General features: G+C 72.9%; 22 protein-coding genes. 17 read left to right on the plus strand and 5 right to left on the minus strand.

Annotated elements, in window-relative coordinates; translation table 11 throughout:
• Positions 1-60: 60 nt before the first annotated feature.
• From O2W17_RS12125 to O2W17_RS12140, 4 genes are all read left to right on the plus strand, one after another.
• Positions 61-732: a class II aldolase/adducin family protein gene (locus tag O2W17_RS12125; protein ID WP_269192692.1), complete on the plus strand. Its 672-nt coding sequence runs from the start codon at positions 61-63 to the stop codon at positions 730-732.
• Positions 729-1,703, plus strand: a complete 975-nt coding sequence (locus O2W17_RS12130) for a cyclase family protein (RefSeq protein WP_269192693.1) — start codon at positions 729-731, stop codon at positions 1,701-1,703. The genes O2W17_RS12125 and O2W17_RS12130 overlap by 4 nt, the downstream gene beginning before the upstream one ends.
• A gap of 9 nt (positions 1,704-1,712) precedes the next feature.
• Positions 1,713-2,717: a carbohydrate kinase family protein gene (locus O2W17_RS12135; RefSeq protein ID WP_269192694.1), complete on the plus strand. Its 1,005-nt coding sequence runs from the start codon at positions 1,713-1,715 to the stop codon at positions 2,715-2,717.
• A gap of 87 nt (positions 2,718-2,804) precedes the next feature.
• Entirely contained in the window at positions 2,805-5,099 is a 2,295-nt protein-coding gene (locus tag O2W17_RS12140; RefSeq protein ID WP_269192695.1) for a penicillin acylase family protein, read from the plus strand.
• Positions 5,100-5,196: 97 nt separating this feature from the next.
• Here O2W17_RS12140 and O2W17_RS12145 read toward each other — a convergent pair whose 3' ends face one another.
• A complete protein-coding gene (locus O2W17_RS12145; protein WP_269192696.1) occupies positions 5,197-6,603 on the minus strand; it encodes an amidase in 1,407 nt (468 codons plus the stop codon).
• A gap of 428 nt (positions 6,604-7,031) precedes the next feature.
• On the opposite strand from O2W17_RS12145, the gene O2W17_RS12150 reads away from it, so the two are divergent.
• From O2W17_RS12150 to O2W17_RS12175, 6 genes are all read left to right on the plus strand, one after another.
• Positions 7,032-9,155 (plus strand): dipeptide ABC transporter ATP-binding protein, encoded by a 2,124-nt coding sequence (locus O2W17_RS12150; RefSeq protein ID WP_269192697.1) that lies wholly within the window; start codon positions 7,032-7,034, stop codon positions 9,153-9,155.
• A 128-nt stretch (positions 9,156-9,283) separates the two neighbouring features.
• Entirely contained in the window at positions 9,284-10,837 is a 1,554-nt protein-coding gene (locus O2W17_RS12155) for an ABC transporter substrate-binding protein (protein ID WP_269192698.1), read from the plus strand.
• Positions 10,838-10,872: 35 nt separating this feature from the next.
• A complete protein-coding gene (locus O2W17_RS12160) occupies positions 10,873-11,817 on the plus strand; it encodes an ABC transporter permease (RefSeq protein ID WP_269192699.1) in 945 nt (314 codons plus the stop codon).
• Positions 11,814-12,809 carry an ABC transporter permease gene (locus O2W17_RS12165; protein WP_269192700.1) on the plus strand — a complete coding sequence of 332 codons (996 nt, stop codon included), beginning with the start codon at positions 11,814-11,816 and terminating at the stop codon, positions 12,807-12,809. Before O2W17_RS12160 ends, O2W17_RS12165 begins: the two co-directional genes overlap by 4 nt.
• 56 nt (positions 12,810-12,865) lie before the next feature.
• Positions 12,866-14,290 (plus strand): amidase, encoded by a 1,425-nt coding sequence (locus O2W17_RS12170; RefSeq protein ID WP_269192701.1) that lies wholly within the window; start codon positions 12,866-12,868, stop codon positions 14,288-14,290.
• A gap of 222 nt (positions 14,291-14,512) precedes the next feature.
• Positions 14,513-15,103: a TetR/AcrR family transcriptional regulator gene (locus tag O2W17_RS12175; protein WP_269192702.1), complete on the plus strand. Its 591-nt coding sequence runs from the start codon at positions 14,513-14,515 to the stop codon at positions 15,101-15,103.
• 27 nt (positions 15,104-15,130) lie between these two features.
• Here O2W17_RS12175 and O2W17_RS12180 read toward each other — a convergent pair whose 3' ends face one another.
• On the minus strand, positions 15,131-15,994 hold the full coding sequence (locus O2W17_RS12180) for a class I SAM-dependent methyltransferase (RefSeq protein WP_269192703.1): 864 nt from the start codon (positions 15,992-15,994) through the stop codon (positions 15,131-15,133).
• Positions 15,995-16,028: 34 nt separating this feature from the next.
• Here O2W17_RS12180 and O2W17_RS12185 point away from each other — a divergent pair, with 34 nt between their 5' ends.
• Positions 16,029-17,045, plus strand: coding sequence for a UDP-N-acetylmuramate dehydrogenase (locus tag O2W17_RS12185; protein WP_269192704.1), 1,017 nt, complete (start codon positions 16,029-16,031; stop codon positions 17,043-17,045).
• Here the strand turns inward: O2W17_RS12185 and O2W17_RS12190 are convergent.
• Both O2W17_RS12190 and O2W17_RS12195 read right to left on the minus strand, forming a co-directional pair.
• The gene (locus tag O2W17_RS12190) at positions 17,032-17,538 is read right to left on the minus strand and encodes a GNAT family N-acetyltransferase (RefSeq protein ID WP_269192705.1); all 507 of its coding nucleotides are present in this window, start codon (positions 17,536-17,538) and stop codon (positions 17,032-17,034) included. The genes O2W17_RS12185 and O2W17_RS12190 overlap by 14 nt on opposite strands.
• Positions 17,535-18,320, minus strand: a complete 786-nt coding sequence (locus O2W17_RS12195; RefSeq protein ID WP_269192706.1) for an SDR family oxidoreductase — start codon at positions 18,318-18,320, stop codon at positions 17,535-17,537. The genes O2W17_RS12190 and O2W17_RS12195 overlap by 4 nt, the downstream gene beginning before the upstream one ends.
• Before the next feature lie 83 nt (positions 18,321-18,403).
• Here O2W17_RS12195 and mshA point away from each other — a divergent pair, with 83 nt between their 5' ends.
• From mshA to O2W17_RS12215, 4 genes are all read left to right on the plus strand, one after another.
• Positions 18,404-19,741, plus strand: coding sequence for a D-inositol-3-phosphate glycosyltransferase (gene mshA / locus O2W17_RS12200; protein WP_269192707.1), 1,338 nt, complete (start codon positions 18,404-18,406; stop codon positions 19,739-19,741).
• Positions 19,738-20,283, plus strand: coding sequence for a YbjN domain-containing protein (locus O2W17_RS12205; protein WP_269192708.1), 546 nt, complete (start codon positions 19,738-19,740; stop codon positions 20,281-20,283). Before mshA ends, O2W17_RS12205 begins: the two co-directional genes overlap by 4 nt.
• Positions 20,280-21,872, plus strand: coding sequence for an MFS transporter (locus tag O2W17_RS12210; protein WP_269192709.1), 1,593 nt, complete (start codon positions 20,280-20,282; stop codon positions 21,870-21,872). Before O2W17_RS12205 ends, O2W17_RS12210 begins: the two co-directional genes overlap by 4 nt.
• A gap of 75 nt (positions 21,873-21,947) precedes the next feature.
• Positions 21,948-22,715: a phosphoglyceromutase gene (locus O2W17_RS12215; RefSeq protein WP_269192710.1), complete on the plus strand. Its 768-nt coding sequence runs from the start codon at positions 21,948-21,950 to the stop codon at positions 22,713-22,715.
• A 206-nt stretch (positions 22,716-22,921) separates the two neighbouring features.
• Here the strand turns inward: O2W17_RS12215 and phoU are convergent, their stop codons facing one another.
• A complete protein-coding gene (phoU, locus tag O2W17_RS12220; protein WP_269192711.1) occupies positions 22,922-23,569 on the minus strand; it encodes a phosphate signaling complex protein PhoU in 648 nt (215 codons plus the stop codon).
• A 167-nt stretch (positions 23,570-23,736) separates the two neighbouring features.
• On the opposite strand from phoU, the gene O2W17_RS12225 reads away from it, so the two are divergent.
• A complete protein-coding gene (locus O2W17_RS12225) occupies positions 23,737-24,942 on the plus strand; it encodes a sensor histidine kinase (RefSeq protein WP_269192712.1) in 1,206 nt (401 codons plus the stop codon).
• Positions 24,939-25,625, plus strand: coding sequence for a response regulator transcription factor (locus O2W17_RS12230; RefSeq protein WP_269192713.1), 687 nt, complete (start codon positions 24,939-24,941; stop codon positions 25,623-25,625). Before O2W17_RS12225 ends, O2W17_RS12230 begins: the two co-directional genes overlap by 4 nt.
• The last annotated feature ends 10 nt before the right edge of the window (positions 25,626-25,635 follow it).

Genomic DNA, 25,635 nt, shown 5'->3' on the forward strand with positions numbered 1-25,635 from the left:
GGTGGGCGTCCCGATCCGCGGAGAACCCGACAGCCCCGGCACGAGGATGGCGAGCAGAGGATGATTCCTGACCCCGAACGACGTGCAGCCGCATACACCTTGATCGAGTACGGGCGGCGACTGAACCCGGACGGGCTGGCGGTGGGGCCGGCCGGGAACCTGAGCGTGCGCCTCGGCGACGTCGTCGCGATCACCCCGTCACAGATCCGCTACGAGGACATCGTTCCCGAGTCGATCTGCTTCGTCACCGTCGACGGCCGGCACGTCGGGGGAGAGGGCAAGCTCTCGGCGGAGACGCCCATGCACCTGTCCGTCTACCGGGAGACGGATGCGGCCGCCATCGTGCACACGCACTCGCCGCGCGCGGTGGCGGTCTCCACGGTGGTCGACGAGCTGCCGGCCGTGCACTACTGCGTCCTCCGCGCCGGCGGCGGTCCGACGATCCGCGTCGCGCCGTACGAGCGCTTCGGCTCCGACGCGCTGGCGCGCGTCGCGCTGGAAGGCCTGGCCGAGCGCACGGCGGTGCTCCTGCAGAACCACGGGGCCATCACCTACGGGGCCGACCTCGCCGAGGCCTACGAGCGTGCCCAGCTCGTGGAGTGGCTGGCGGACGTGTACCTCGCGGCACGCGGTCTCGGTGCGCCCCGCATCCTCACTCCCGACGAGCTCGGGGAGGTCGCGTCGGAATCCGCTCGCCGCCGGTACGGCGGAGCGAAGGCGGCGAGCCGATGATCGGCGAGGGCCACGACGGGCTGCCGGCGTACGACGACCTGCCCCGGGACGACGCCGGAGCGCCGGTCGGGTGGGGCGTGTTCGGCCCCGGGGACTCCGTCGGCCGGATGAACCTGCAGTCGGCCGGAGCGGTCGCGGCGGCCGCGCGCTCGGTGGTCCGGGGAGCGGTGTTCCCGCTGAACGCGCCGCACGACCTGTTCACGCCGCCGCTGTTCGGCCGCGGCCGGATCCGCCACACCCGGCTCCCCCTCGCCGGTGGGGCGGCCTTCGACGACGTGTACGACAACTACTACCCGCAGGCGTCGAGCCAGTGGGACGCGCTGTCGCACGAGGCCTACCAGCCCGACGTCTTCTACCAGGGCGTCTCGGCGGCGGAGATCGCCCGTGGCGAGCGCAACGGCATCGAGGCCTGGGCGCAGCGGGGTATCGCGGGGCGGGGAGTCCTCCTGGACGTCTCGCGGACGCTGGCCGCGGCCGGCCGGCCCCTCGACCCCGGGACGAGCACCGCGCTGACGGTGGCTGACCTGGAGCTGGCCCGGACCGAGGCGGGCATCGACTTCCGGCCGGGCGACGTCGTGCTGATCCGCACCGGCTTCGTGGAGTGGTACCAGCGCCAGGACCAGACCGCGCGGCTCGCGATGTCCCGCCCCGGGGGGCTGACGGCTGCGGGCATCGAGCACACCGAGGCGATGGCGCGGTACATCTGGGACAGCGGCGCGGCCGCCGTCGCCAGCGACGCCCCAGGCCTCGAGGAGTGGCCGCCGGACCCCCGTCCGGAGGCGGCGCCCTTCGGCTACCTCCACCGCATCCTCATCGGGCAGTTCGGGCTGGCGATCGGCGAGCTGTGGTGGCTCGCCGACCTCGCCGAGGACTGCGCCGTGGACGGGCGCTACGAGTTCCTGCTGTGCAGCGCGCCGGTCAACGTGACCGGCGGCATCGGTTCCCCGGCCAACGCCGTGGCGATCAAGTGAGGATGGGCGATGTCCGCTGAGGCAGGACGGCCGTCGAGGACGGACGGGGGCGGAGCGCCCGGCGCAGCCCCACGGGTCGCCTGCGTCGGGATCTACATCCTCGACGTCCTGGGACGCGCGATCGACGAGCTGCCCACGACCCAGCGGTCGCTGATCATCGACGAGATCCGGATGACCGTGGCCGGCACGGCCGGGGGGACGGCGGTCGACCTCGCCCGCCTGGGCGCCGACGTGTTCGCCGTGGGTGCCGTGGGCGAGGACAACGTGGGCGCGTTCGTGCGGACCCTGCTGCAGCAGGAGGGCGTGGACGTCAGCGGACTGGTCGTCAAGCCGGGGGTGCCGACCTCGGCCACGATGCTCCCCATCAGCAGCGCCGGGGTCCGTCCCGCCTGGCACGTTCGCGGCGCGAATGCCGAGCTGGGCAGCGGCGACCTGCCGTGGGACGCGCTCGCCCGCGTCGACGTCCTGCACTACGGCGGGGTGTCCGCGCTGCCGGGGCTCGACGGCGACCCCTCCTGCGAGCTGCTGGCCTTCGCCCGGTCGCACGGCGCGATCACGACCGCCGACTGCCTGGGGGTCAAGCGTTCTGACGCGCTGGCCGTCTTCGCCGCCTCGCTGCGGCACGTCGACGTCTTCATGCCCAACCGGGACGAGGTCGCCCTGCTGACCGGCCTCTCCTCACCCCAGGACGGTGCCCGGGCCATCCTCGACCTCGGGCCGCGAGCGGTCGTCGTGAAGATGGACGCCGACGGCTGTTTCGGGGTCACGGCCGACGGCGAGTTCTCCCTGCCGGCCATCCCCGTGGACGTCGTCGACTCCACCGGCTGCGGGGACGCCTTCTGCGCCGGTGTCATCCGCGGGCTGTCCCTCGGGTGGCCGCTGCGGGAGGCCGCGGAGCTCGGCAACGCCTCGGGCACCCTGACCGCCGGTGGGCTCGGCTCCGACGCGGGCCTGCGGGACCTCGCGTCGACCCTCGCCTTCCTGGACGAGCACCGCGGCCGCGCCGCCCGGTGAACCGCCGGGCGCGCGGTAGCGCCATGGCGGCGACCGGTCCCGGTCCCCGACAGATCCCTGCCCAGCCCACCGATGAGCGGAGCCACCATGCAGAGCGGTACCCCAGCCACCGAACGCCTGGCCGGACTGACCGAGGACGTCGAGGTCCACCGGGACGAGTGGGGGATCCCGCACCTGCGCGCGCGGACGTCGGACGACCTCTTCTTCGCCCAGGGATACGTCCACGCGCAGGACCGGCTGTTCCAGATGGATGCCGCTCGCCGACGGATGGAGGGGCGCTGGGCCGAATGGGTGGGGCCGGCCGGGCTTCCCGCCGACACCCTGGCCCGCCGGCTCGGCGTGCCGGCGGCGTGCCGGCGCGACCTCGACGTCCTGACCCACGAGACCCGCGCCATGCTCACCGCCTACGCAGCCGGCGTCAACGCGCGCCTGGCCGGTCTCGACCGGCTGCCCCACGAGTACGGCCTGCTGGAGGTCGAACCCGAACCCTGGGAGCCGTGGCACAGCATCGCCGCGATGCGCCAGCGGGGCTACCTGATGGGCTCGGTCTGGTTCAAGCTGTGGCGGGCCGCGGCGCTGCGCGCCATCGGCCCCGACCAGCTCGGTCTGCTGCGGTACGACGACGGGGGCACCGACCGGCTCTGCATGCCGCCCGGCGCCGACGCGGAGCGCTGGGTAGCGACGCTCGAGACCCTGGCACCGGCCATCGAGGCCCTGGCCGGCGTGGCGGCGGGGGACGCCACCGGGGGGGGGAGCAACAACTGGGCCGTGTCCGGCGGGCGCACGGCCACCGGCCGGCCGTTGCTGGCCGGCGATCCGCACCGCGCGTTCGAGATGCCGGGGATGTACACCCAGGCACACCTGGCGTGCGACCGGTTCGACGCCATCGGGCTGACCGTCCCCGGGGTGCCGGCCTTCCCCCATTTCGCCCACAACGGCAGGGTGGCCTGGTCGGTGACCCACGCCTTCGCCGACATCCACGACCTCTACGTCGAGCAGTTCTCGGCGGACGCCTCGCAGTACCGGTTCCAGGACGGCTGGCTCCCGACCAGCACTCGCTCCGAGCGCATCCTGGTCGCGGGCGGCGACCCGGTCGACGTGCCGGTCGTGGAGACCCATCACGGCCCCGTCGTGGCCGGGGATCCCGCGGCCGGTGCGGCCCTCACGCTGCGCTCGATGCAGTTCGCCGAGACCGACCGCTCCTTCGACTGCCTGCTGCCCATGCTGGATGCCGCCACCTGCACGGAACTGTTCGAGGCGTGCCGCGGCTGGGGCCTGATCGATCACAACCTCGTCGCGGCCGACACCTCGGGGGGCATCGGCCACCTGGTGCGCGCGGTCGTTCCCCGGCGGCCCCGGCTCAACGGCTGGCTGCCCGTTCCGGGATGGACCGGCGAGTACGAGTGGAACGGGATGATCCCGTGGGAGTCGATGCCCCGAACCACGGACCCGGCCCGTGGCTACATCGTGACGGCGAACAACCGGGTGGTGGCCGACTCCCCGGACGCGGACTACCTGATGACCGACTGCCACCCCTCCCACCGGGCCCGACGGGTGGAGGAGCGGTTGTCGCGCCTTCCGGTGGCCACGGCCGAGGACATGCGGGACATCCACGGGGACGTGCTCAGCCTCGCCGTCCCGGACTTCCAGCGGGCGCTGGCGGCGACCGACGTGCCCGACGGCCCGTGTGCCGAGCTGCGGGACCTGATCGTCGGCTGGAACGCGCGGATGGACGCGGGCTCGTCGGCCGCGGCTGCCTACACGTCCTTCCGCTGGGCCCTGGCCGGGGTGCTGGCCGAGCGGTCCGGGCTGCTCCGTGCGGCGACCGATCCGCTGGTCGTCGCCCTGCCGCCGGGCGTGGACGTCCGCAACCAGCTCTGGTGGACCCTGCCGGGGCTGCTGCGGGCGGAGGACACCTCGCTGCTGGGCGGGTGGACGTGGGCGCGGGCCGTCGTCGAGGCGCTGGACCGCGCGTCAGCCGTCGTGGACGGCCGGTCGTGGGGCAAGCAGCACCCGGCGGCGATGGTCCACCCGCTGAGCGCCGTGTTCCCCGGCGTCGCCGACCGGCTCGACCCGCCCGGGGCGCCGGTGGGCGGGGACAACGACACGGTGCTGGCCAACGGCTGCCTCTCGGCGACGGGGACCCGAGCAGCCTACGGAGCGGTCGCGCGGTACGTCTTCGACGTCGGGGCCTGGGACGACAGCTCCTGGGTGGTCCTGACCGGTGCGTCGGGGGACCCGGACGACGAGCACTACCTGGACCAGCACGGCGTGTGGGCCGCGGGTGAGCTGGTCCCCATGCGCTACGACTGGACGACGATCGCGGCCGTGGGACACCTGACGGTGCTGCGCCCGGCGGCGGCCGAGCAGGCGGCCGGCTAGCGCGGACGGCGGCCCAGGTCGCGCCGGCCGCACGCGAGCGGCGCCCCGGGCGGACCGACCCCGGCGAGGGGTTCGGTCCGACCGTGGCGCCGGGTGCTCAGCGGGTCGGTGGACGCAGGTGCGCCCAGGGCCGGGCGCTCTCCACCACGGCGCCCAGCCGGAGGACGTCGGCGTCGGACCACCACGGCCCGACGATCTGCAGGCCGGTGGGCAGGCCGTCCGCGCCGAAGCCCGACGGCACGGAGGCAGCGGGGTGCCCGGTCAGGTTGAACGGGTAGAGGTAGGCGTTCCAGCCGTTCATCAGCCTCGGCTCCCGACCGTCCGGGCTGTCCACCGCGGGCGGTGCCGTGGTCGGCAGGGTCGGCGTGACCAGGAAGTCCACCTGGTCGAACAGCCCTTGGACGCTGCGGTAGAGCCCGCTCCGGGCCAGGCCGGCCGTCCGGTAGTCGCGCACGCTGTAGGTGCTGCCCTTCTCGATGAAGTCGATCAGGGTGGGGTCCAGTCGGTCCCCGTACTCGTCCCGGAACGGGCCGTAGGCGACGAACTGGTGGGCGAAGTAGAGCACCCGGGCCGCTTCGGGGATCCAGTCGATGCCGCCGCCGATCTCGTCGACCTGCGCACCGAGGTCGGCGAGCGCGGTGAGGGTGGCGGTCGTCTGCTCCTGGACGTCGTCGGAGACCGTGGTGTTGGCCATCCGGGGGATGTAGCCGATGCGCACCCCGGAGAGGTCGTCGCCGGTCAGCTGCGGCATCCGTCGTGGCCGACCGCCGCCGAGCGTCCACGGGTCGATCGTCGTCGGCCCGGCCAGGCAATCCATGACCAGCGCCGCGTCGGCGACCGTGCGCGTGAGCGGGCCGGCCGCCGCGTAGTTGCTGAACACGTCGCTGGCCTGCTCGTAGGGGAGTGCGCCCGTCGTCGGCTTGAGGCCCACGACCCCGCACGCGCCGGCCGGGATCCGGATCGATCCAGCGCCATCGGTGCCCAGGCCGATGGGGCCGAACCCGGCCGCCACGGCGGCAGCCGCTCCGCCGCTGGACCCACCGGCCGCGCGGTCGAGGTCCCAGGGGTTGCGGGTCACCCCGAACACGGGGCTGTCGGTCACCCCCTTGTGGCCGAACTCGGGGGTCGTGGACTTCCCGACCATGATGGCGCCGGCCGAGTCCAGCCGCTGGACCAGCACGTCGTCGTGGTCCGGGACGTGGTCGGCGTAGACGACCGACCCGTAGGCCGTCCGGACCCCGGTGGTGGCGAAGAGGTCCTTGATGCTGACCGGCACGCCGTGGAGGGGGCCGAGCTCCGCGCCGGCGATGACGGCCTGCTCTGCCAGTCGTGCCGCGGCGCGGGCCGCCTCCGCCGTGACCGTGGCGAAGGCGTTGACGGCCGGGCCGGACGTGTCGATCGCCTCGAGCACGGCGTCGACGTACTCCACCGGGGACAGTTCCTTGTTGCGGATCAGGGCCGCTGCTCGCGTCGCGGGGAGGAAGAGCAGGTCGTCGTCGCTCATGCGCAGGTCCACGTCTCTCTCGGAGGGGCCACGGGTCGTGGCGGCCGACACCCCGCAGCAGCCGCGGGCCCGGTGCGGAGCCACGGCGGTGGGCGCGGGGGAACTGTCGCGGTCAGCCGCCCCATGTTACCGAGGAGTAAGTCGGACGTTCGCCATAAAACAAGTCGCCGACGATGCCTCGTGGCGGCGACATTAGCAGGGCGGAAAGCCGGCGAACAGGTCTTCTCTCCGTACGCAACAGACTCGTAACGCGCCAGGTTGCCCCGGGTTCGCGGACGTCCACCGAGCCGTCCCGGTGGCCGGCAGATTCTTCCCCAGACCTCTTTCTTATTTCGGCCGCTCGCTGCAGGATGACCCGCATCCCTACCGGCTGACGATGATCCTCGTCACTGCGGGTCGGGTGACGTCCCCTGGGAGAGAGGGCCACCGTGTCACTGCTCGACGTCCGTGACTTCACCGTCGACCTCGACGGGGAAGAGGCACCGGTCTCCCTCGTGCGCGAGCTGACCTTCTCCGTCGAGCGGGGAGAGTTCCTCTGCATCGTCGGGGAGTCCGGCAGCGGGAAGACCGTGGCGGCGCTCTCGGTGATGCGGCTGCTGGAATACACGGCGCCGACCTCGCAGACCGGGCAGGCGCTGCTCGACGGGGACGACCTGGTCGCCGCCGACCAGGAGCAGATGGCGGGGCTGCGCGGCCGGAAGATCGCGATGATCTTCCAGGAGGCGATGGAGGCCCTCAATCCGACGAAGGTCATCGGCGCGCAGCTGATCGAGGCGGTGCGCCAGCATCCCGGGGAGCTCGCGGCGTCGGCCGGCTCGAGCCGTCGCGACGTCGCCGAGGCCGCCCGCGCCAAGGCGGTGGACCTGCTCCGGCAGGTCGGCATCCCGGACCCGGCCGGCTGCATGGGCAAGTACCCCCACCAGCTCTCCGGTGGCATGCAGCAGCGGGTCATGATCGCCATGGCGCTGATGTGCGACCCCGAGTTGCTGATCGCGGACGAGCCGACCACCGCGCTCGACGTCACCATCCAGGCGGAGATCCTCACCCTGCTCGTCCGTCTGCAGCGCGAGCGCGGCATGGCCTGCATCCTCATCACGCACGACATGGGGGTGGCGGCCGAGATCGCCGACCGGGTGGCGGTGATGTACTCCGGTCGACTCGTCGAGATCGGCGCCGTCGGGGAGATCCTGACCATCCCCCGCCACCCCTACACGCGGGCGCTCCTGGAGTGCGTCCCGCGCGTCGGGCTCGTCGGGCAGAAGGAGCTGCAGACCATTCCCGGCTCGGTTCCCCACCCGGCCATGCAGTTGCCGGGGTGCCGGTTCGCGCCCCGCTGCCACAACTCCTCCGAGCGGTGCACGGCGATCGAGCCCCCGCTCGCCCCCGTCCCGGTGCAGCTGGGTACAGGTGCCGGTGCCGGTGGAATGGCGACGGCCCTCCGCACGAGCGACCGGCTCGCCGCGTGCTGGCACCCGGAGACCGAGCCGCTGCCCGGCGAGGTCGAGGTATCGAGGCAGATGTCCGACGACCTGGCCGGACCGCCCCGGCAGGCGGAGCCGTACCTCGTACTCGGCGGTGTGTCGAAGCGCTACGCGGCCAGCGCACGCAGCGAGTCGCTGGGCTCGACCCGCACCAGCGGTGGGGTGCTCGCCGTCGACTCCGCGACGGTGTCCATCGCCAAGGGCGAGTTCTTCGGTCTGGTGGGGGAGAGTGGATCGGGCAAGAGTACGCTCGGCCGGCTCATCGCCAAGCTGGAGGCGCCGACCGCCGGGTCCATCAGTGTCGGTGACGTCTCGGTGGAGCAGCTCAAGGGCCGCAAGCGGATCCGCGACTTCCGGCGTGACGTCCAGATCGTCTTCCAGGACACCACCGGTTCGCTGGATCCGCGCCAGACCGTCGGCCGCTCGGTGAGTGAGCCGCTCCGGTCCCTGACCGACGTCCGGGGAGAGGCCCTCGAGGCTCGCGCCCGGGAGTTGCTGCAGACCGTCGGCCTGCCGTTGGACTACTTCTCCAAGATGCCGTCCGAGCTGTCCGGCGGACAGCGCCAGCGCGTCGCCATCGCCCGTGCGATCGCCTGCAACCCGCAACTCGTGGTCGCCGACGAGCCGACGTCAGCCCTCGACGTGTCCGTGCAGGGTCAGATCGTCAACGTCCTGCGGCGCCTGCAGCGTGAGTTGGGCCTCACGTACGTGTTCATCACCCACAACCTCAGCCTGGTGTTGTCGGTGGCCGACCGGATCGGGGTCATGTACCTCGGCGCCCTGGTCGAGATCGCCGACGCCGAGACGCTGGTCCGCGCGCCCGCCCACCCGTACACCCAGGTGCTGCTGCGGGCCAATCCCGACCCGCACAACCCCCGCCGTCGGTCGGCCGACGGAGCCGAGACCCCGATGCTCGGCCTGGACTCCGAGACCGCCCTCGTCGACCGGACGGTGGGCTGCCGGTTCCGGGACCGGTGCCCCCGGCGCCAGGAGCGCTGTGACGTCGAGGTCCCCGAACTCACCGAGAAACGACCGGGCCAGTCCGCGGCCTGCCACTTCCCGCTCGTCTGATCCAGCACCACCGATGTCCGCAGCTACCCGAGGCAAGGGATGACATGAGAACTCGACGCTCGTTTCAAGCACAGCGTTCGTACCGGTTGCCACGGGTACGACTCGCTGCCGCAGGCACCCTGCTGGCCTTGGGGCTCGCGGCATGCGGATCGGGGGAGGGGAGCACCGGCAACGCCGAGGGCTCCTCGACGCCGGTCGACGGCGGCACCCTCATCGCTGCGCTCGCCGGCGACCCGCAGACGCTCGACGTGGCCCAGAACAGCGGCGCGCTGACCATCTACGTCGGGCAGAACGTCTTCGAGCAGCTCTTCCAGTTCGACGAGACCCTGAACCCCCGCCCGATGCTCGCCGAGGACTACACCATGTCCGAGGACGGGCTGACCTACACGATCCCGCTGCGCGAGGGGGTCACGTTCCACAACGGCGAGCCGATGACCGCGGCCGACGTCGTGGCGAGCCTCGAGCGGTGGCAGCTCGTGTCCGGCCCCGGCAAGCTCGTCGCGGCCGACCTCGAGTCCATCACCGCGACGGACGACTCGACGGTGGAGATCGTCCTCACGCAGCCCCGGTACTCGCTGATCAGCGACCTGGCGGCCTACGTCCAGGCAGCGATCATCGTCCCGGCCGAGATCGCCGAGGCCGCCGGCGACCAGCCGATGTCCGACGAGCAGATCATCGGGACCGGCCCTTACCAGCTGGCCGAGTACACCCACGGTCAGCGGATCCTGCTGGAGAAGTACCCCGAGTACGCAGCGCTCGAGGAGGACTGGGGCGGCTTCGCCGGCGCGAAGGAAGCCCACGTCGACAACATCGAGTTCCGCTTCGTCGCGGACCCGACCCAGCAGCTCAACGGACTGAGGACCGGGCAGTTCCACTGGGCCCAGTCGGTCAGCCCCGACCAGTACGAGGCCATCAAGGACGACCCGGCGCTCAACGTGCAGGTGACCGACACCGGCCTCATCAACACGGTGCTGCTCAACCACAACGCGGAGTCCCCGTTCAGCGACGTCCGCGCCCGGCAGGCGATGAACATGCTGATCGACAAGGAGGCCATGTCGACCGCGGCCTTCGGACCCGAGGTCCTGTGGACGCCGTTGAGCGGGGCGATGGTGTTCCCGATCAACGAGCCGATGTACTCCGAGGCTGGCAGTGACGTCTACGAGACGTACGACCCGGAGCAGGCGAAAGAGCTGTTCACCGAGGCAGGGGTGACCGCGGACACGCCGATCCGGATCGCGACGACGCAGACCTACGAGAAGTACTACCAGATGGCCGTCGTCATCCAGGCGCAGCTCGAGGAGATCGGTCTGACCGCTCAGGTGGAGGTCTTCGACTTCCCCACCATGATCGACAGGCTCACCTCGGAGCCGACCTCCTGGCACCTGAGCATGACCGGGTTCAGTGGGATCCCGGGAGCGCCCAGCCAGATCAACTACCTCACCCCGACCTGGCCGGGCGAGTACCGGTCGGAGACGATGGACGGGCTGCTCGCCGAGTACAACCGAGCGACGAACGCCGACGAGGCATACGAGGTCGTCGAGCAGATCCAGCAGACGATCTGGGACGAGATCCCGGTCATCTCGATCTCCCCGAGCAAGACCCTGCAGGTCTCCAGCTCGAAGGTGCAGGACCTGGCCACCTTCCGGCCGGCGGTCTTCTGGGGCACCTACCTGTCCCAGTAGGACCGCTCGACGGAGCTATGGAGAAGGAGCGGTAGATGGCTGGTCTGGTTCTCAGACGGATCCGGGATCTCGTGATCGTCCTGTTCCTCGTGGGAACGGCGATGTTCTTCATCATCCACCTCATCCCGGGCAATCCGGCGATCGCGTTGCTCGGTCCGTACGCCACCCAGGAGCAGATCGCGGACCTCACGGCGTCGATGGGACTGGACCAGCCTCTGCTCACCCAGTACGTGACCTGGCTCGGCAACCTCGTGCGGGGTGACATGGGGGAGTCCATCGCCTTCTCGGGCCCTGTGCTCCCGGTGATCTTCGATCACATCATGCCGACCATCCTGCTGGCGCTGGGCAGCACGGTGATCAGCGCGGCGATCGCCGTTCCGCTGGCGATCCACGCCGCGGCGAAGCCGCGGTCGCTCTGGGCCCGGCTGGTGACGCCGGTCACCGCTTTCGGCCTGGCCATGCCCTCGTTCTGGTTGGCGCTGGTCCTGGTCCTGGTCTTCGGCGTCATCTTCCGGATCCTGCCGACCAGCGGGTACGTCGACTTCGGCACCGACCCCGGGCAGGCGGTCAAGTACCTCGTGCTCCCGATCGTCGTGCTGGTCTCGCACCAGGCAGCGCTGTTCGTGGCCACCCTGCGCGAGAGCATGTCCGGGGAACTGCTGGGCCTCTACCTGCGCTCGGCGCGCGCCAAGGGCGTCAAGGAACGGGGAGTGCTCTACCGGCACGCGCTCCCCAACGCGCTGCTGCCCGCCATCACGGTGATCGGGAGCAGCTTCGGCAATGTCCTGGGAGGGGTGATCGTGATCGAGACCGTGTTCTCCATCCCCGGTTGGGGTCAGCTGCTCTACAACGGGATCACGTCACGGGACTACCAGTTGATCATCGGGGTCACCCTGATGATCGCGGTGGTCTACGTCCTGGTGAACCTCATCGCCGACCTGCTCTACCTGGTCGCCGATCCGCGGGTGCGCGTCCGATGAGCGTCGAAGCGGCCCTGGTCAAGAACGAGGAGCCCGGGCTGGTCGAGGGTCCGCCCCCGCCGAAGCGCGGTCGGCTCAGTGGTTGGCGGAGCGGGCTGTCGGGGCTGTGGCGGCGGGACGCGCCGGCCGTCATCTGGGGGGTCGTCCTCCTGCTGATGATCCTGGTCTCGGCCATCGGGCCGTTCTTCCTCCAGTCGCCCGCTGCCATCGAGCCGGCCAACCGGTTGGCGCCGCCGTCGGCGGGGCACCTGCTCGGCACCGACGAGTACGGACGCGACCTGCTCTCCCGGGTCGTCTCCGCGGGGCGGGTCTCGCTGGGCCTGGGCGCCCTGATCACCGTCGTGGCGGTGGTACTGGGCACCCTGGTCGGCGCCGTGGCCGGCTTCTACGAGCGGTCCGCCGGGGTCCTGATGCGTCTGATGGACGCCCTGCTGGCCTTCCCGGCGATCGTGCTCGCGATCGCGCTGGTCGTCTCCCTGAGGTCGGGCATCTGGAGCCAGATCATCGCCCTGGGTATCGTCTTCATCCCCTACGTGGCCCGGGTGGTGCGCAGCCGCGTGCTCACCCTGCGGGAACGCGGCTACGTCACCGCCGCACGGGCGGCGGGCGTCTCGGGACCCAGGATCCTGCTGGCCCACATCCTGCCCAACGCAGCTCCGGCGATCCTGGTGCAGGGGGTCTTCGTGTTCGCCTCGGCGCTGCTAGCCGACGCCGCGCTCAGCTTCCTCGGTCTCGGCGTCCAGCCCCCCACCCCGACCTGGGGAAACATGATCGGCGAGGCGCGCACCTTCATCACGCTGGCCCCGGGATTCATGATCTTCCCGGGCCTGGCCATCGTGATCAGCGTGCTGGCGCTGAACCTGGTGGGAGACGGAGCACGAGGCCTGATCGACCAGCGTGCCCGCGCGGTCCTGGAGCTCGAGCGGATCCGCAAGAAGCAGGCCAAGGAAGAACGCCGCCGCCGCGCCGCATCGGTGTCGAGCGTCGACTAGCGGTCGGCCGGCTTTCGCCGCTCGGACCGCCGCGCGGCACGACGAGAGGAGTGCACGTGAGCGATCCCGAGCTGTGGGCGACGTCGGCGACGGAGCTGGCCGGGATGATCCGGTCGAAGTCGGTCTCGCCGACCGAGGTCCTGGACTCGGTCCTGGGCCGGATGGACACCGTCGAGCCGACGATCCACGCGTTCATCACCATCACCGACGACCTCGCGCGGGCCGAGGCCGCCGCTGCGACCGAGCGGGCCGCGCGAGATGAGCTGCTCGGACCCATGGACGGCATCCCCTACTCGATCAAGGACCTGGAGAACACCGCGGGCATCCGGACGACGCTGGGGTCGACGTTCTTCACCGACAACGTCCCCGAGACCGACAGCGTCGTGGCCGGTCGGCTGCGCGCCAGCGGGGGCGTCCTGCTGGGCAAGACGAACACCCCGCACTTCGGCTACAAGGACATGGCGGACAACCTGGTCGCCGAGACGACCGTCAACCCGTGGGACCGCACGCGCACGGTCGGTGGATCCTCGGGCGGCGCAGCGGCCGCCGTCGCCGCCGGGATGGGCGCCCTGGCGCAGGGGTCGGACGGGGCCGGGTCGATCCGCATCCCGGCGGCGCTGTGCGGGGTCGTCGGCTTCAAGCCCTCCTTCGGGCGCATCCCCGTGCACCCCGGCCGTGAGTACTGGTCGCACCGCACGCACAACGGTCCCCTCACCCGCACCGTCGCCGACGCCGCGCTCATGACCGCGGTGATGGCCGGGAACGACGACCGGGACGCCATGTCGCTCACGTCCGACCTGGAAGAGTTCGTGCCGCCGCCGCGGTCAGCGCGTCCGCTCGCCGGCCGCAAGGTCCGGTGGAGCCCGGATCTGGGGTACGGGGTCGTCAGTGCGGAGGTGGCACGCATCGTCGCGGGCGCGGTGCAGTCGCTGGAGGAGCTCGGCTGCCAGGTCGAGGAGAAGGCCCCCGGCTGGGACGACCCCAGCACCTTCCACCGGATCATCTACACGAGCCAGATCGCCGCCGGGATCGGGCCGTACGCCGACCGCAACCCGGAGTGGGTCGAGGACACCCTGATGCAGCTGATCTCGGTCGGCAGGTCGTTCTCGGCGGTCGATCTCAAGACCGCGGAGATCCAGCGGGGCGCCCTCTACGACGTCGCCCGGACCCTCTTCGAGCAGATCGACTTCCTCGTCACGCCGGCCATGCCGCTCGAGGCGTGGTCCGCGGAACCGGGTCCCGGCCTGCGGGAGATCGACGGCACGCCGCTGCCGCCGGGCATGGGACGGTCCTACGCGGTCAACCCGTTCAACCTGACCGGCCAGCCGGCGATCAGCATCCCCTGCGGGTGGACCGCGGCCGGTCTCCCGGTCGGCGTGCAGATCGTCGGACGGCGGAACCGCGACATCGACCTGCTGCTGTTCGCGCACGTGCTCGAACAGCACCTGTCGCTCGTGGACCGCTGGCCGCCCCTGACCTGATCCTGCGGCCCTGGTCGGGTCGCCGTCGGTGCAGGATCCAACGGGACCGGTGGTCCCGAGCTCAAGTGGTTCGGTTCTCTGTCCCTCGTGCGAGTTCATCCTGCGGGCGCATCCGGGCCTGCGCGCCCCGCCCCCGTGGAGAAACGGCAGAATCGGTCGCAGATCACGGGCGCGCCCCCACTCCCCACCGAATCGGCGCGGAACCAGTCCGAGGGGGCACCCTTGCCAAAGATCGTCGACCACAACGAACGCCGGCAGGCCGTCATCGAGGCGACCTGGCGCGTCATCGCCCGGGAGGGCATCGCCAACGCGACCACCCGGGAGATCGCCCGGGAGGCCAACTGCTCCAGCGGGATCCTCGCGCACTACTTCAAGGACAAGGCCGACATCATGGCCTCCGCGATGCTGGCCGCGCACGCCGAGGTGCACGTGCGCGTGGACCCCAAGCTGACCGGTCTGGCGTCCCTGCGCCAGTACATGCTGGAGTGCCTGCCGCTCGACGAGCGGCGCCGCTTCCTGGCCGTCATCGAGGTCAGCTTCTGGGGGCAGGCGGTCGGCAACCCCCGGCTGATCGAGGTGTACACCAACGAGGTGGAGAGCTTCCGCCGGAAGCTGCGCATCCGTCTCACCGAGGCGCGCGACCAGGGGGAGCTGAAGCCCGACGTCGACGTCGACGCGGTCGTGCACGAACTGCACGTGCTGATGGACGGGCTGAGCATCCAGGCGGCGCTCCACCCGCGCACCGCACCGAAGAAGGAACAGGTCGCCATGCTGGACGCAGTCCTGGACCGGGTGCGCGTCCCGGGAGCCTGAGCTCGGCCAGGAACGGCGTCGGGTCCGTCAGGTCGGCGCGACCGCCGACCAGCGCACGGTCACCTCGCCGTGCCGCCAGCGGCGGCTGTAGCCCACCAGCGGCCAGCCCTGCTCGCCCAGCGCCTCCACCGCCGCGGTCCACCGCTGCCGGGGGCCGAACGCGCTCATCCCGGCCGCGGCGGCCCAGGCGGCGTCGAAGGCGCGCAGGAACGAGTGCACCGGCTGCCCCGGCACGTTGTGGTGGATCAGCGCCTTGGGCAGCCGCTCGGCGAGGTCCGACGGCGTGGCGATGTCGGACACCCGGGCGGCCAGCGTGAGGGTGAGCGGGCCGTCGGCGTCCAGCGCCACCCACGCCGAGCGGCGGCCCCACTCGTCGCAGGTGCCCTCGACGACCAGCCCGCCCGGGGCCAGCGCCCCGCGCATCGTGTCCCAGGCGTGGGCGGCGGACTCCTCGTCGTACTGGCGCAGCACGTTGAACGCGCGCACCAGCACCGGCTGCAGCCCGGCCAGCTCGAAGCCGCCCACCCGGAAGTCCACCCGCGGCGGATCCCGGTCGGCCGCCACCGCCGCCACCCGCTCCGGGTCGATCTCCAGGCCCACGACCTCCAGGCCGTCGACCTCGGGCCCGAGCCGCTCCACCAGCTCCAGGGTGGTGACGGCGGAGGACCCGTAGCCCAGGTCGACGACGAGCGGCCGCGCCGAGTCGCGCAGCCGCGGCACCTGGGTGGCCACCAGCCAGCGGTCGACCCGCCGCAGCCGGTTGGCGTTCGTCGTGCCGCGGGTGGGCAGGCCCAGCGCCCGTGCCCGGCCGGCGGCCAGCCGGGGGGCCCTGCGGGGCTGCTGAGGGGACAGCGAGGCCCGGCGCTTGTGCTCGTTGCCCGCCTCGCTCACCGGCCGGAAGCCTAGTCCCGGCTACCGTCGACCCGTGCAGGTGCGATCCGACGTCCCGCTGGCCGAGCTGACCACCCTCGCCGTCGGCGGCCCCGCCGAGCGGCTGGTCGAGGTGGAGACCGCCGCCGAGCTGGTGGCGGCGGTGCGCGACGCCGACGAGGCCGGCCGCCCGCTGCTGCTCGTCGGGGGAGGGTCCAACCTCATCGCGCCGGACGAGGGCTGGCCCGGTGACGTCGTCGCCGTCCGCACCCGGGGCATCGAGCGGAGCGGGGACCGGCTGACGGTGCAGGCGGGGGAGGACTGGGACGGCCTCGTCGCGCACACGGTCGCCGCCCGGCTGGCCGGCATGGAGGCGCTGTCCGGCATCCCCGGCTCCACCGGGGCGACGCCGGTGCAGAACGTCGGCGCCTACGGCCAGGAGGTCGCCCAGACGATCACCGCCGTCCGGGTGTACGACCGCGCCGAGAAGACCGAGCGGTCCCTCGCCCCCGCCGAGTGCGGCTTCGCCTACCGCGACAGCCGGCTCAAGCGCGAGCCCGGCCGCTTCGTCGTCCTCGACGTGACCTTCGCGCTCGACCCCGGCGAGCTGTCCCGGCCGGTCGGGTACGCGGAGCTCGCCCGCCGCCTCGGCGTCGAGATCGGGCAGCCGGCGCCGCTGGCCGAGGTCCGCGCCGCCGTCCTGGCGCTGCGCCGGGGCAAGGGGATGGTCTGGGACCCGGCCGATCCCGACAGCCGCAGCGCCGGGTCGTTCTTCACCAACCCGATCGTGCCCGCGGCGCGCGCCGTCGAGGGCTGCCCGAGCTGGCCCGCCGGGGACGGCGCGGTGAAGCTCAGCGCCGCCTGGCTGGTGCAGCACGCCGGCTTCGGCCGCGGCACCCGCGACGGGCGGGTCGGGACGTCGTCGCGGCACAGCCTGGCGCTCACCACCGAGGACGGCGCGACGGCTGCCGAGCTGCTCGCCTTCGCCGGGAAGGTCGTCGCCACGGTCGAGGAGAAGTTCGGCGTCACCCTCGACCGCGAGCCGACCGTCCCCGAGCTCAGCCGGCGGTGAGGTCCAGGTGCATCACGTGCAGCCCGACGTAGCCGTGCTCGGGGTGCGCGAAGGCCCCGGGCACCGTGCCGACGACGCGGAAGCCCAGTGACCGCCACAGCGCCACCGCGCCGGTGTTGGTCTCGACGACGGCGTTGAACTGCACCGCGCGGTAGCCGGCCGCGCGCGCCCAGCCGACGACGTGCTCGCCGAGGGCCCGCCCCACGCCCCGGCCCTGCGCCGCCGGATCGACCATGAAGCTCGCCGTCGCCACGTGCGAGCCGCGGCCCGGCCGGTTGGGCCCGGCCTTGGCGGCGCCCAGGACGCGGTCGCCGTCGACGGCCACCACCGTGCGCCCCGGCGGCGGCTCCATCCACAGCGCCCGCGCCTCGTCGGACGTCAGCCCCGCAGGGTAGGTGTAGGTCTCCCCGGCGTCGACGACCGCGCGGAAGATGGGGTGGATGGCCGGCCAGTCGCCGTCGGTCGCCTCCCGGATGCGCACGGGCCCGGTCATCCGTCCCGGGCCACCTTGTGCTGGGCCGCCTGGGCGCGCGGCCGCACGACCATCAGGTCCACGTTCACGTGGTGCGGCCGGGTCACCGCCCAGGCGATGCAGTCGGCGACGTCCTCGGCGACCAGCGGCTCGCGCACCCCGCGGTACACCGCGTCGGCGGCGTCGGCGGAGCCCAGCCGGTTCAGCGAGAACTCGTCGGTGCGCACCATCCCGGGTGCGATCTCGATCACCCGGACCGGCTCGCCCACGAGCTCCAGGCGCAGCGTCTCGACCAGCGTGTGCACCCCGTGCTTGGCGGCCGTGTACGACGCCCCGCCCTCGTAGGAGATCAGGCCGGCGGTCGAGCCCACGAAGAGCAGGTCGCCGGCGCCCGAGGCCCGCAGCGCGGGCAGCAGCGCCGTGGTCACCCGGACGGTGCCGAGCACGTTGACGTCGTAGGTGCGCGCCCAGGAGTCGAGGTCGGCGTCGGCCACCGGGTTGGCGTCGAACGCCCCGCCCGCGTTGTTGACCAGCACGTCCACCCGGTCCAGGGCGTCGGCGAACGCCGCCACCGACCCGGCGTCGGTGACGTCCAGGGGGAGGGCACGGGCGCCGATCGACTCGGCGAGGGCGGCCAGCCGGTCGGTGCGGCGGGCCCCGACGACCACGTCGAAGCCCTCGGCGGCGAGCCGGGCGGCCGTCGCCGCGCCGATGCCGCTGGAGGCGCCGGTGACGACGGCGGTGCGGCCCGTCCCGGGCAGCGAGCGGTACCCCGGAGGGGCAGGACGTGAGGGACCTGACATGTGCCCATCCTGGCGCTGTTGCAGGATGGGGGACCGACAGGGGTGCCGTTCCGGACCCTCGCGGGAGCAGAGCGGAGGTCCACGTGCCCGCTCGTCGCCCCTCCCGGTCCGGTCTGCCCGCCCGGGTGGCCACCCTCTCGGTGCACACCAGCCCGCTGGACCAGCCCGGCGCCGGTGACGCCGGCGGCATGAACGTCTACATCGTCGAGGTGTCCCGCCGGCTGGCCGCCCGCGGCATCGCCGTCGACGTCTTCACCCGCGCCACCTCCAGCGACCTGCCGCCCGTGGTGGAGATGAGCCCCGGCGTCACCGTGCGGCACGTGAGCGCCGGCCCCTTCGAGGGCCTCGGCAAGGAGGAGCTGCCCGCGCAGCTGTGCGCCTTCACCGCTGCGGTGCTGCGCGAGGAGGCCCAGCACGAGCCCGGTTACTACGACGTCGTGCACTCGCACTACTGGCTCTCCGGCCAGGTGGGCTGGCTGGCCCGGGACCGGTGGAGCGTGCCCCTGGTGCACACCGCGCACACCCTGGCCAAGGTGAAGAACGAGGCCCTGGCCGCCGGGGACCGCCCGGAGCCCCGGGCCCGGGTCATCGGCGAGGAACAGGTGGTGGCCGAGGCCGACCGGCTGATCGCCAACACCGACGAGGAGGCCCGCCAGCTGGTGCGCCTGTACGGGGCCGACCCCGCCCGCACGCTGGTCGTACCGCCCGGTGTGGACCTCGACCGGTTCACCCCCGGCAGCCGGACCGCGGCCCGCCGGGCGACCGGGATGGCGCAGGACGCCGTCGTCCTGCTCTTCGTCGGCCGGATCCAGCCCCTCAAGGCGCCCGACGTGCTGCTGGCCGGCGCCGCGCGGATGCTGGCCGCGGACCCTGGCCTGCGCGCCCGCCTGGAGGTGCACGTGGTCGGCGCGCCCAGCGGCTCGGGGCTGGAGGCGCCGCGGCAGCTCGAGCAGCTGGCCGGCTCGCTCGGCATCGGCGACCTGGTCCGGTTCCACCCGCCCCAGCCGCCGGACCGGCTGGCCGAGTTCTACCGCGCCGCCGACGTCACGGTGGTGCCCAGCCACAACGAGTCCTTCGGCCTCGTGGCGCTGGAGTCGCAGGCCTGCGGCACCCCGGTCGTCGCCGCCGCCGTCGGCGGGTTGCCGACGGCGGTCCGCGACGGCGTCTCCGGGGTCCTGGTCGACGGCCACGACCCGGTCGACTACGCGGCCGCGGTCCGGGCGGTGCTGGCCCGCCGGGAGCTGCTCGCCGCCGGTGCCCGCCGGCACGCCGCCCGCTTCTCCTGGGACCGCACGGCCGACGCCCTCGTCGACGCCTACGTCTCGGCCGCGGCGGAGATGGCGGCCGCGCAGGCCTGGCCGCTGCGGGACCGGCGCGCCGGCCCCCTGCGGGCGCTGCCCGGGCTCGGGGTGGCCCGGTGAGCCGGGCGATCGAGGAGCTGGACGTCCTCATCGAGCAGACCCTCCGGGACAGCGAGCTGGTGCACGAGCACCCCCGGGCCGGCACCTGGCTGGTGGACCTCCCCGGCACCAAGAAGCTGAAGACGGTCTGCGGCCTGATCGTGGGCGAGCACGCGCTGCGCGTGGAGGCCTTCGTCTGCCGCCAGCCCGACGAGAACCGCGAGCAGCTGTGGACCTACCTGCTGCAGCACAACGCGCGCATGTACGGGGTCGCCTACTCGATCGACTCGGTGGGCGACGTCTACCTGACCGGCCGGCTGCCGCACGCCGCCGTCACGCCCGAGGAGCTCGACCGGGTCCTCGGAGCGGTGCTCAGCTACGCCGACGACCACTTCAACACGATGCTGGAGATCGGGTTCGGCACCTCGATCCGCCGGGAGTGGGAGTGGCGGGTGAAGCGCGGGGAGTCCCTGCGCAACCTGGAGGCGTTCGCCGCCTTCGTCCAGTCCTCGCCCCGCGCGGGCGAGGGCTCCGCCGACGACGACCCGGCCCCCGGGGCGTGACCGCGACGGACAAGTCGCAGCCGGGCGCCGTCGCGCCCGGCGAGGAGCGGGGTCCCGGCTACGAGCGCCGGTGGTGGGTGCTCGCCACCATGACCGTCTGCCTGCTCGTCGTGATCATGGGCAACACGATCCTCAACGTCGCCCTCCCGACGCTGCAGCGGGAGCTCGACGCCAGCCAGGGCGAGCTCCAGTGGGTGGTCGACGCCTACATCCTCGTGTTCGCCGGGCTGCTGTTCTCCTGGGGCGTCGTCGGCGACCGGATCGGCCGCCGGCGGGTGCTGCTGATCGGGTTGGGCATCTTCGCCGTGGGCTCGGTGCTCGCCGCGTCGAGCGGCAGCGCCGGGGAGCTCATCGCATGGCGGGCGGTGATGGGCATCGGCGGCGCGGCGGTCCAGCCGACGACGCTGGCGGTCATCACCAACGTGTTCCCCGCCCGGGAGCGGGGCCGGGCGATCGGCGTCTGGGCGGGGACGGCGGGGATCGCGGTCGCCGGCGGCCCGCTGGCGGGCGGTGCGGTCCTCGAGCACTTCTGGTGGGGCGCGGTCTTCCTCATCGGGGTGCCGGTGGCGCTGCTCGGCATCGTCGCCGTGCTCGTCTTCGTCCCCGAGTCGAAGGACCCCCACCCCGGGCGGCTGGACGTCCCCGGCGTGCTGCTGTCGATCGTCGCCCTCGCCGGCCTCGTCTACGGGATCATCCATGGCGGCAGCGGAGCCGGGTGGACGACGCCCGGCGTCCTCGTGCCGCTGCTCGGCGGCCTGGTCCTGCTGGCCCTGTTCGTCTGGCTGCAGCGCCGTTCCGCGCACCCGGCGCTGGACGTCTCGCTGTTCCGCAACCCGGCGTTCTCCGCGGCCGCGGCCGCTCTCGGGCTGAACTTCTTCGCCCTCCTCGGCGCCACCTTCTACCTGGTCTTCTACCTCCAGGGCGTCCGCGGCTACTCGCCCCTGCAGAGCGGCGCGGCGCTGATCCCGGTCGCCCTGGGCATGGCCCTGATGGCCCCGCGCAGTTCCGGCCTGGCCGAGCGCTTCGGCGCCAAGGCCGTCTGCGCCACCGGCTTCCTGCTCATCACCCTGTCGTTCCTCGGCGTGCAGCTGCTGGACCTGACCTCACCGGTGTGGCTGCTGCTGACGGTGCTGTCGGTCCAGGGCCTCGGCATGGGGGCGGTCATGGCGCCCGCGACCGAGTCGATCATGTCCGTGGTGCCGCGCGACAAGGCCGGTGCCGGGGCGGCGGTCAACAACTCCGTCCGCCAGGTGGGTGGGGCGCTCGGCGTCGCCATCCTCGGCTCGCTGCTGGCCACCACCTACGCCGCGCAGCTCGGCGCCACGGCCGACAGCCTGCCCGCCGGCGCGCGCGACGACGCCCGGCAGTCGATCGTCGCCACGCTGGACGCGGTCCGCCGGGCGCAGGCCGAGGGCACACCGGAGGTCGCCGAGGCCGCCGCCGCGGTGGCCGGACCGGCCCGGGACGCCTTCGTGACGGCGATGCACCTGACGGCGATCGGCACGGCCGCGGCCACCCTGATCGCGGCGGCGGTGGTGCTGACCTGGCTGCCCGGCCGGCCGAGACGGGAGCCCCCGGCCGCGCAGTGACCCGGTGGCCGACGGCGGGCGCGCGGTCGCCCCCGCCCGACCGCCCTGCTGCCCGCTCCGGCGCCGTCGGGCAGGATGATCGCCGTGACGACCTCCCCGGGAACCCTGGTGCTGCTCCGCCACGGCGAGAGCGAGTGGAACAAGGCCAACCTCTTCACCGGCTGGGTGGACGTGCCGCTCACGGACCAGGGGCGCGAGGAGGCGGCGCGCGGCGGGCGGCTCATGGCCGAGCACGGGTTGCTGCCCGACGTGTCGCACACCTCGCTGCTGCGGCGGGCGATCATGACCGCCGAGCTGGCCCTGCACGAGGCCGACCGGCAGTGGATCCCGGTACACCGCTCCTGGCGGCTCAACGAGCGGCACTACGGCGCGCTCCAGGGCAAGGACAAGGCCGCCACCCTCGCCGAGTACGGCGAGGAGCAGTTCATGACGTGGCGCCGGTCCTACGACACCCCGCCGCCGCCCATCGAGGCGGGCAGCGAGTTCTCCCAGGACGGGGACGCCCGCTACTCGTTCCTGCCGCCCGAGGCCCGCCCGGCGACCGAGTGCCTGGCCGACGTCGTCGTCCGGATGCTGCCCTACTGGTACGACGCGATCGTCCCCGACCTGCGCCTGGGCCAGACGGTGCTGGTCGCGGCGCACGGCAACAGCCTGCGCGCGCTGGTGAAGCACCTGGACGGGATGAGCGAGGCCGACGTCGTGGGCCTGAACATCCCCACCGGGGTGCCGCTGCGCTACGACCTCGACGCCGACCTGCGCCCGACGAAGCCCGGTGGTGAGTACCTCGACCCCGAGGCGGCCGCAGCCGCCATCGAGGCCGTCAAGAACCAGGGCAAGAAGTAGCCCCGACGCACGCACGCGTCGTCGCGCCGAGGGGCCCCCGGAAGGGTCCGCGCAGGCGCGACGCAACGGCTCAGCTCAGCAGGGGCGCCTGGCCGCGGTGTCGTCCGGAGGACGACAGATCACGCGGTGTCGTCCGGAGGACGACAGATCACGCGGTGTCGTCCGGAGGACGACAGATCACGCGGTGTCGTCCGGAGGACGACAGATCACACCGGGTAGCGCTCGCCGGTGACCAGGTAGACCACCCGGCGGGCGACGCTGACCGCGTGGTCGGCGAAGCGCTCGTAGTAGCGGCCGAGCAGCGTGATGTCGATGGCCGTCTCGATCCCGTGCGGCCAGTCGTCGGACAGCAGCTGGCGGAACAGCCCGCGGTGGATCTGGTCCATGTCGTCGTCGTCGGTCTCGAGCTCGCGGGCGGCGTCGAGGTCGCGCTTGGCGATGACCGTGGCGGCCTTGGTGATGAGCAGCTCGGCGACCTGGCCGGCCTCCAGGAACGCCGGGCGGACGTCCTGCGGCACGGCGTGGTCGGGGAACCGCATCCGGGCGACCTTCGCGATGTGCTCGGCGAGGTCGCCCATGCGCTCGAGGTCGCTGACGATGCGCATGGCGGTGGTGATGACCCGCAGGTCACCCGCCACCGGCTGCTGGCGGGCGAGCAGCGTGAAGCAGCGCTGCTCGATGCTCTCCCGGGTGGCGTCGATCTCCTGGTCGCCGGCGATCACCAGGTCTGCCAGGGCGACGTCGGCGTCGAGCAGCGCGGTCGTCGCGGTCCCCATCGCCGAGCCCACCGAGTTGGCCATGGCCACCAGGCAGTCGTTGATGTCGTCGAGCTCCTCGCGGTAGCTGTCCCGCACGGTCGTCCTCTCGTCGTGATTCCCTGGCGACAGTAGGCGGACCGGGGGCCGGACCGGCCGCCGCGGGGTGAACTCCGGCCTTCCGAGCGGTGAACAGTGACCCGTCGGAGCGGTGAACCTCTCGCCGGTTGCTGTCCCCCGGCCGCCGCGGACCTACGATCTTGGCCGTGAGCCCACTGGTCGCCCTGGTGGTCGGCCTCCTCCTGGGTGGGGTGGTGGCCGCCGCAGTCATCATCCGCTCCCGCCCGGACAGAGGGCGCCGCGCCCTCGACGGTGCCGACGTGCCGCCGCCCGAGGCCGCGCTGGCGCGGCGCCTGGTGGACCTGATGGACCCGGCGGTCGTGGTCGTCGGCATCGACGACTCCGTCCTGCTGGCCAACCCCGCCGCCCGGGCGCTCGGCATCGTGCGCGGCACCCGGCTGCTGGTGCCGGACCTGCTCGCGCTGGCCCGCACGGTCCGCAGCGGCGGCGCCCGTCGCTCCGACGTCCGGCTGCCCGGCGACCTGGTCGGCTCCGGTCCGCGGCTCGTGGGGGTGCACGGCGTCCGGCTGGACGGCGACACCGCGGCGCCACCCGGCCCGGTGGCCCTGGTGCTCCAGGACGTGACGGAGGCACGGCGGGTGGAGGCGGTCCGCCGCGACTTCGTCGCCAACGTGGGTCACGAGCTGAAGACGCCGGTGGGCGCCCTCGCGCTGCTGGCCGAGGCGATCGAGGGCGCGGCCGACGACCCGGAGGCGGTGCAGCGGTTCGCCGCGCGGATGGCCCACGAGGCCGACCGGCTCGGCCGGCTGGTGCGCGAGCTGATCGACCTCTCCCGCCTGCAGGGCGGCGAGCCGCTGCCCGATCTGGTGCCGGTGGAGGTGGACCGCGTGCTCGGCGAGGCCGTGGACCGCACCCGGACGGCGGCCCGTGCCAAGCAGCTGGAGATCGTGCTCGGCGGCGAGCCCGACCTGGTCGTGCGCGGCGTGGAGAGCCAGCTGGTCACCGCGGTCACGAACCTGCTGGCCAACGCGGTGGCCTACAGCACCGGCAGCAGCCGGGTGGCCGTCGCGGCCCGCGCCAGGGGAGGCTTCGCCGAGATCGCCGTCACCGACAGCGGCATCGGCATCCCGCGCGCCGACCGGCAACGGGTGTTCGAGCGCTTCTACCGGGTGGACCAGTCCCGGGCCAGCAGCACCGGTGGCACCGGGCTGGGTCTGGCCATCGTCAAGCACGTCGCGAGCAACCACGGTGGTTCGGTGACGGTCTGGAGCGAGGAGGGGCTGGGCTCGACGTTCACCCTGCGCATCCCGCTCGCCGGCCCGTCCGACCACCCGACGGCGGAGCCGTCCACCGTTCCTGCCCCCCAGAATCTGGAGACCGAGCGTTCATGAGCCGTGTCCTGGTCGTCGAGGACGAGGAGTCCTTCTCCGACGCGCTGTCCTACATGCTGCGGCGGGAGGGCTACGAGACCGTCGTGGCCGCCACGGGGCCCGACGCACTCGCGGAGTACGACCGCGGTGGCGCGGACATCGTGCTGCTCGACCTGATGCTGCCCGGCCTGCCGGGCACCGAGGTGTGCCGGGCGCTGCGGGCCCGCGGCAACGTGCCGATCATCATGCTCACCGCCAAGGACGCCGAGATCGACAAGGTCGTCGGCCTGGAGCTGGGCGCCGACGACTACGTCACCAAGCCGTACTCGGCACGCGAGCTCGTCGCCCGCATCCGCGCGGTGCTGCGGCGCCGGGGGGAGGTGGCCGACGCCACCCCGGCGGAGGGCGTGCTGGCCGCCGGGCCGGTGCGGATGGACGTCGAGCGGCACGTCGTCGCCGTGGACGGCGAGGAGGTGGCGCTGCCGCTCAAGGAGTTCGACCTGCTCGAGTTCCTGCTGCGCAACGCCGGCCGGGTGCTCACGCGGGCGCAGCTGATCGACCGCGTGTGGGGCTCCGACTACGTCGGGGACACCAAGACCCTCGACGTCCACGTCAAGCGGCTGCGCGCCAAGCTCGAGCCCGACCCCGCGAACCCGAAGTACCTGCTGACGGTGCGGGGCCTGGGCTACAAGCTCGAGGCCTGACGACAGCCCC

Source organism: Blastococcus sp. VKM Ac-2987, from assembly GCF_026967805.1.
GTDB lineage: Bacteria > Actinomycetota > Actinomycetes > Mycobacteriales > Geodermatophilaceae > Blastococcus.

Excerpts from the sequence above, each read along its gene's own strand:
- O2W17_RS12125 (WP_269192692.1), top strand. The coding sequence starts at position 61 with ATGATTCCTGACCCCGAACGACGTGCAGCCGCATACACCTTGATCGAG.
- O2W17_RS12130 (WP_269192693.1), top strand. The coding sequence starts at position 729 with ATGATCGGCGAGGGCCACGACGGGCTGCCGGCGTACGACGACCTGCCC.
- O2W17_RS12135 (WP_269192694.1), top strand. The coding sequence starts at position 1,713 with ATGTCCGCTGAGGCAGGACGGCCGTCGAGGACGGACGGGGGCGGAGCG.
- O2W17_RS12140 (WP_269192695.1), top strand. The coding sequence starts at position 2,805 with ATGCAGAGCGGTACCCCAGCCACCGAACGCCTGGCCGGACTGACCGAG.
- O2W17_RS12145 (WP_269192696.1), bottom strand. The coding sequence starts at position 6,603 with ATGAGCGACGACGACCTGCTCTTCCTCCCCGCGACGCGAGCAGCGGCC.
- O2W17_RS12160 (WP_269192699.1), top strand. The coding sequence starts at position 10,873 with ATGGCTGGTCTGGTTCTCAGACGGATCCGGGATCTCGTGATCGTCCTG.
- O2W17_RS12165 (WP_269192700.1), top strand. The coding sequence starts at position 11,814 with ATGAGCGTCGAAGCGGCCCTGGTCAAGAACGAGGAGCCCGGGCTGGTC.
- O2W17_RS12190 (WP_269192705.1), bottom strand. The coding sequence starts at position 17,538 with ATGACCGGGCCCGTGCGCATCCGGGAGGCGACCGACGGCGACTGGCCG.
- O2W17_RS12195 (WP_269192706.1), bottom strand. The coding sequence starts at position 18,320 with ATGTCAGGTCCCTCACGTCCTGCCCCTCCGGGGTACCGCTCGCTGCCC.
- O2W17_RS12215 (WP_269192710.1), top strand. The coding sequence starts at position 21,948 with ATGATCGCCGTGACGACCTCCCCGGGAACCCTGGTGCTGCTCCGCCAC.
- O2W17_RS12230 (WP_269192713.1), top strand. The coding sequence starts at position 24,939 with ATGAGCCGTGTCCTGGTCGTCGAGGACGAGGAGTCCTTCTCCGACGCG.